Origin of the sequence: Amycolatopsis rhizosphaerae (genome assembly GCF_007713715.1) — a bacterium.
GTDB classification, from domain to species: domain Bacteria; phylum Actinomycetota; class Actinomycetes; order Mycobacteriales; family Pseudonocardiaceae; genus Amycolatopsis_E; species Amycolatopsis_E rhizosphaerae.
Window position 1 is genome coordinate 1 of sequence record NZ_VJWX01000578.1, and the last position, 4315, is coordinate 4315.

Annotated in this window: 4 protein-coding genes; all 4 read right to left on the bottom strand. The window is 72.3% G+C overall.

What is annotated here, in order from left to right; all coding sequences use genetic code 11:
- Positions 1–48 precede the first annotated feature (48 nt).
- The 4 genes from FNH05_RS33465 to FNH05_RS33480 are packed head-to-tail and all read right to left on the bottom strand — an operon-like array spanning position 49 to position 4286.
- The gene (locus tag FNH05_RS33465) at positions 49–837 is read right to left on the bottom strand and encodes an LLM class F420-dependent oxidoreductase (RefSeq protein ID WP_144592859.1); all 789 of its coding nucleotides are present in this window, start codon (positions 835–837) and stop codon (positions 49–51) included.
- Positions 834–1718 carry a phytoene/squalene synthase family protein gene (locus FNH05_RS33470; RefSeq protein ID WP_144592860.1) on the bottom strand — a complete coding sequence of 295 codons (885 nt, stop codon included), beginning with the start codon at positions 1716–1718 and terminating at the stop codon, positions 834–836. Before FNH05_RS33470 ends, FNH05_RS33465 begins: the two co-directional genes overlap by 4 nt.
- Positions 1715–3166, bottom strand: coding sequence for a phytoene desaturase family protein (gene crtI / locus FNH05_RS33475; protein ID WP_144592861.1), 1452 nt, complete (start codon positions 3164–3166; stop codon positions 1715–1717). The genes FNH05_RS33470 and crtI overlap by 4 nt, the downstream gene beginning before the upstream one ends.
- A 55-nt stretch (positions 3167–3221) precedes the next feature.
- Positions 3222–4286 (bottom strand): polyprenyl synthetase family protein, encoded by a 1065-nt coding sequence (locus FNH05_RS33480; protein WP_144592862.1) that lies wholly within the window; start codon positions 4284–4286, stop codon positions 3222–3224.
- Between the last annotated feature and the right edge of the window lie 29 nt (positions 4287–4315).

The following is a 4315-nucleotide window of genomic DNA, read 5'->3' on the forward strand; positions in this document are numbered from 1 at the left end:
GCGCACGAGGGTGGGACTCGCCCGGCGGGCGCGCCGTAGGACTGGGACTCAGGAGTTCTGGGTGTCGCGCCAGGCGATCCAGTCACGCAGGAGCGTCAGGTCGTGGTCCGGTCCGCTCACGTGCGCGGTGAACAGCGAGACGCCCAGGTCGCGCAGCTTCGGGCCCACCTCTTCGGGGCCGGACCGCACGGCCGTGGACAGTTCGATCTCCGCCGGGTCGCGGCCGATGTCGGCGCAGTGCCCGCGCAGGATCGCGGCCTTGCGTTCGATCACCTCGGCGTCGCCGAAGCCGTGCCAGATGTCGGCGTGCCGCGCGACCAGGCGGAGCGTCTTCTTCTCGCCGCCGCCCCCGATCAGGACCGGGATCCTGCGGGTGGGCGGCGGGTTGAGCTTGCCAAGCCGGGCCTCGATCCGCGGCAGCGACTCGGCCAGGTCGTCCAGGCGGCGGCCCGCGGTGCCGAACTCGTAGCCGTACTCGGTGTAGTCCCGCTCGAACCAGCCCGCGCCGATGCCGAGGATCAGCCTGCCGTCGCTGATGTGGTCGACGGTGCGCGCCATATCGGCCAGCAGTTCGGGGTTGCGGTAGCTGTTGCAGGTCACCAGTGCGCCGATTTCCACCCGGGAGGTGGACTCCGCCCAGGCGCCGAGCATGGTCCAGCATTCGAAGTGCAGACCGTCGGGATCGCCGGTGAGCGGGGAGAAGTGGTCCCAGTTGAAGATGATGTCCACGCCGAGCTCTTCGGCCTGGGCGGCGGTTTCCCGGATCTTGCCGTAGTCGGCGTGCTGGGGCTGCAACTGCAGCCCGATCCGCACCGGTCGCTGTTCGGGGATCGTCATGATCGCCAGCGTAGTCCGGAACCGGCGGCGTGCACGGCGGCGACGGTGAGCCGCCGCGGCAGCGGCACCTTGACCCGCCGGGTCAGCACGTCGTAGTCCCGGCGCACGATCTCGTCCAGTATTCCCTGGTACAGCACAAGGGCCGTGCCAACGCAGGCCCTGGATTCCTTGCGCAGTAAGGGGATTCCGGGCTCCGCCCGCCGGTACACGGCGCGGGTGCGGGCCACCAGCGCGGCCAGGGCACGGGCGACGCGCCGGTCATGGCGCCCCCGCTCGCGGCACCACGACAGCAGCGCCCGGTCCACGCCGAAGGCCGCGAGTTCGGCCGTGGGCAGGTAGAGCCGTCCTCGGTCGAGGTCCTCGCCGACATCGCGCAGGAAGTTCGTCAGCTGGAACGCCTCTCCGAGCGCGGCCGCACTCGGGGCGGCCTCCTCGCGCGGCACCACGGTGCCGAGCACCGGCAGCATCTGCAGTCCGATCACGCAGGCGGAGCCGTAGGTGTACTCGTCCAGATCCGCGAAGGTCGGGTACTCGGTGACGGTCAGATCCATGCGCATCGAATGCAGGAAGGCGTCGAACAGGTCCCGTTCCAGGCCGTACCGGCGGACCGTGTCCGCCAGCGCGAGGAACACCGGATCGTCCGGCGGGCTGCCCGCGAACACGGCGTCCAGCCGCCGTTCCAGCGCCGCCAGCGCGGCTTCCGGATCGCTGCCCGGCTCCGGGTTGTCGACCAGCTCGTCGGCCGTTCTCGCGAAGCCGTACAGCGCGTGCGTTGCCGGTCTCGCGTGGCCCGGGAGCAGCCGGGTCGCGAGGAAGAACGTCTTGCCGTATCGCGCGTTGATGCGACGGCAGTCCCGGTAAGCGCCCCGCAGCGAGGTCATCGCCCGGTGATCCTCGCCGCGGCAAGCCGTCCCGAGATGAGCACCGGCGGGATGCCCACGCCCGGCGTGGTGCCGCACCCGGCGAGGACGACGTTGTCGATGCCGCGGACGAGGTTGCGCGGCCGGAACGGACCGGTCTGGCCGAACGTGTGGGCGAGCGAAAACGGGGTTCCGGCGGACAGTCCCTGATCCGCCCAGTCCCGCGGCGTCACCAGCTCGTCGACCTGGTAGGCCTCGTCGAACCCGGTCAGCCCCCGCGCGGCGAGGGTGCGCAGAAGCTCGTCACGGTAGGCGGGGCCCACCCGGGGCCAGTCGATGCGGGAGGTGCGCAGGTTCGGCGCGGGGGCGAGCACGGAGACCACCTGCCCGTGCGAGGCGAGCGCCGGATCGGTCGCGGTGGGCCGGGTGACCAGCAGCGACGGATCGGACATCAGCGAGCCGCGGCGGATGATCTCGGTGAAGGTCCGCTCCCATGCGTCGCCGAAGAAGATCGTGTGGTGACCGAGTTCGGGCCATTCCCGGTGCGCCCTGCCGTGCAGTACGACCGCCGAGGGGGAGTAGCGCAGCGGGACCGGGCGCTTCGGCCGGGCACCGAGCAGCCGGTAGGACGTGGCCAGCTCGGTGGCGAGGACCACGGCGTCGCAGGGGATCCGCTCCCCGTTGCGCGTCCGTACCGCCCGCACCCGGGACGACACCCGCTCCAGCCACGCCGCTTCGGTCTTGAACCGCAGGTCCGCCCCCGCCCGCTCGGCGGCGTCGGAGAGCACCTGACCGACCTGGCCCATACCACCCAGCGGGTAGTACACACCGGCGACGGTGTCCATGTACGGGATGACCCCGTAGGCCCCGAGGGCACGCCGGGGGTCCAGACCGGCGTAGAGCGCCTGGAACGAGAACAGCCTCCGCAGGCGCTCGTCGCGGAGGAACCGGCCGATGCGCGGACCCAGCCGGTGGAAACCGCCGAGTGCCAGCAGTTTCAGCAGTTCCGGCCGGGCCAGGTCCAGCGGTGAGTCGAAATTGCCGCCGAGGAAGTGGTCCTTCTCCACCGCGTAGAGCTCGGTCAGCCACGCCCGCAGCCGCCGGTAGCCGTCGGCCTCCCGTGGCCCGGCGAACGCGCGGATCTCCGCTTCCATCGCTTCGGCACCGGTGTGCACCGCGATCGCGCTGCCGTCCGCGAAACGGGCGTGATAGGCCGGGTCGAGCCGGACCAGCCGCAACCGGTTCGGTTCGCCCACCGCGGCCAGCGCCTCGTCCAGCAGTTCCGGCATGGTGAGCACGGTCGCCCCGGTGTCCACCGAATACCCGTCGCGCTCGCGCTGGCTCACGCGGCCGCCCGGGCGGTCGTCGAGTTCCAGCAGGGTGACCCGCCTGCCCGCCCCCAGCAGGTGCAGCGTCGCGGACAGCCCGGCGAGCCCGGCGCCGATCACCACCACATGGTCAGCGCGCATGACGCACACCCCGGCAACCCGATTGGGCCTCGCCCGGTCCGCACATCCCGGCCTCCTAGTAGGTCCGCTGCGTCGCCTTGGCCGCCAGCTCCGCCAGCCGGGTGGCCGCCGGTTCGGCGAGCCCGGCCCTGCCCAGTGCGGCCAGTCCGGTCCCCGTGAGTTCGGTGATGCGCCGTTCGACCGCGGCGACCGCACCGGCCTCGGTGAGCACGGCGCGCACGGCGTCGACCTCCGAATCGGACAATGCCGGGTTCCCGATCGCCTTCTCGATAACCGCCGCCTGCGCGGCGTCAGCCTGTTGTAGGCCCAGCGCGACGAGCAGGGTCCGCTTGCCCTCCCGCAGATCGTCCCCGGCGGGCTTGCCGGTGACCGACGGGTCGCCGAACACCCCGAGCAGGTCGTCGCGGAGCTGGAAGGCGATGCCCAGGTCCCGGCCGAACTCGCGCAGCGGCTCGATCCGCTCGGGCCCGGCACCGGCCAGCGCGGCCCCGAGATGCAACGGCCGTTCCACCGTGTAGGCGGCGGTCTTGAGCCTGCTCACCCGTAGCGCCGCTTCGGGCGAGGCGTCGCCGGTGGCCTGCGTGCCCACGTCGAGGAACTGACCGGCGAGCACCTCGGTGCGCATCGCGCGCCACACCGGGCGCGCGGCGGCGAGCGTGGCCGGGGACAGCGGGGCGGTGCTGAACATGTCGTCGGCCCACGCGAGCGCGAGGTCGCCGATCAGCACGGCGGCGGCCAGGCCGAACGCGGGGGAGGCGCCGAGCCAGCCCTGCGTGGCATGCCGCTCGGCGAAGGCCACGTGCACGGTCGGGTGGCCGCGCCGGGAGTCGGAGGAATCGATCAGATCGTCGTGGATCAGCGCGCAGGCCTGGACGAGCTCCAGACTGGACACCACCTGCAGCACACCGTCGCGATCGGACTCCTCGCCGCCCGCCCCGCGCCAGGCCCACCACGCGAAGGTCGGCCGCAGCCGCTTTCCGCCGCGCAGCACGAATTCGGTGAGTGCTTCGACACCGGCGGCGAAGCGCGGCTCGTCGGCCCGGATCTGCTCCCCCGCCTCCCGCCGGAATCGCGCGAGCTCCCGTTCCACACGACCGGGAAGGTCGGCGTCGTAGTTCATGCCCCTATGGTCAGGGGTGAGGGCCGGGC

Coding starts and splice junctions, on each gene's coding strand:
- FNH05_RS33465 (WP_144592859.1), bottom strand. CDS start 837: ATGACGATCCCCGAACAGCGACCGGTGCGGATCGGGCTGCAGTTGCAG.
- FNH05_RS33470 (WP_144592860.1), bottom strand. CDS start 1,718: ATGACCTCGCTGCGGGGCGCTTACCGGGACTGCCGTCGCATCAACGCG.
- crtI (WP_144592861.1), bottom strand. CDS start 3,166: ATGCGCGCTGACCATGTGGTGGTGATCGGCGCCGGGCTCGCCGGGCTG.
- FNH05_RS33480 (WP_144592862.1), bottom strand. CDS start 4,286: ATGAACTACGACGCCGACCTTCCCGGTCGTGTGGAACGGGAGCTCGCG.